This is a genomic window from Aquabacterium sp. T101, assembly GCF_057219775.1.
Map to the genome: position 1 here is coordinate 1 of NZ_JBXVVZ010000017.1, position 1,308 is coordinate 1,308.

Annotated in this window: 1 protein-coding gene; it reads right to left on the bottom strand. The window is 71.0% G+C overall.

The annotated features are described in order from the left end of the window. Positions 1 to 1,201, bottom strand: a 1,201-nt coding sequence (locus AC2EAQ_RS18880) for an IS256 family transposase (RefSeq protein ID WP_484645987.1), incomplete at its 3' end; no start/stop codon positions are given. Positions 1,202 to 1,308: the final 107 nt, after the last annotated feature.

Genomic DNA, 1,308 nt, shown 5'->3' on the forward strand with positions numbered 1-1,308 from the left:
TCTGGCCGCAGCCACGCAGCTTGCGCATTCGCGTGGCCGCGTCGCTGAGCGCGCTGGCCACCCAGCGCAGCACCATCTGCCCGTCGCCCCAGCGCTTGACGTTGCGGCTGTAGTGCGCCACCGAGCCGTTCAGGTTCTCGATGGGGTTGGTCGTGCGCAGCGTGCGGTACAGCGCCCCGGTGATGCCCAGTGCCTGGACGGTCAGCGTCTCCTCCAGGCCCTCGCGCAGACTGGCCGCCGCACCCGGGTGCCTGGCCTGCAGCGCGGATGCCAGACGGCCGAGTTGCTTGCGCGCCAGTTCGGCGTCCGAGGCCGACCAGGCGTCCTTCAGGGCCCGCTTGACGCCGGCGTGCATGTCTTCGGGCAGGTGCTCCAGCACGTTGCGGCGCTTGTGCTCCTGGCAGCGCTGGAGGAGCGCGCACGCGCCGAAGGTCTGGACGATGGCCTTGCGCAGCGCCTTGCCGCCGTCGATCACCCACAGCCGCATGCGTTGGGCATCCAGCCCGCGCTCGACCAGGTCCGACAGCAGCGAGACGACCACCCGCGTGGCCTCGGTGGAGCCCTCGCGCAGCCCCAGGACGTGCTTGTCTCCTTGGGCGTCGATGCCCAGCGCCAGCAGGATGACGCGGTCGCGGAAGTGGATGCCGTCGATCATCACGACGGGCAGGTCCAGATCGCCCAGGGGCCGTGCGAGCCACTGTGCCAGCTGCTGCTGGCTGAGCTGCACGAAGCGGCGCGACACCGCGCTCTTGGAGGCCGCACGCGGCCGGTGTGCCGCCGGCACCGGCTCCTGGGTGCTGGCGTAACGCCGAGTCGACACACCCGCGGCGATGGCGGCCATCGTGGCGGCGTCCAGCGGGTCGCGGCCAGCAGCCCACTCGAAGCTGCGCAGTGACAACTCGCCCTCGGTCGTCGAGCGTGCCCGCGGTCGCCGTACGGCGATGCGCTGGCCGCCCAGCACGACCTGGCTGGCGGTGGTGCCGCCGCGCACGGCGCGCCGGCCAGCGTCCGGCACGCCCTTGGGGCCGCACAGCGCGATCCTGTCGGCTTCCATCATCGCGGCCAGCACCTTCTGGCCAGCGTCGATGCACAGGCCCAGGAAGGCGTGGCGAACATCGCGCAGAACACCCTGCACGGGCAGCGAGATCTGGACCTGCGAAGCAGGCATGGCCCGCAGCGCGGGCTTCGTGTGAGACTTCACTCTGGTGGCTCCTTCGGTTGCTTGTGAGGCAACCCGCATGCTCGCGCATGCGGGTCGAAGGAGCCGCCACCTCAGCTCATGCGTTCAACAGACTCCGGGACATCGCC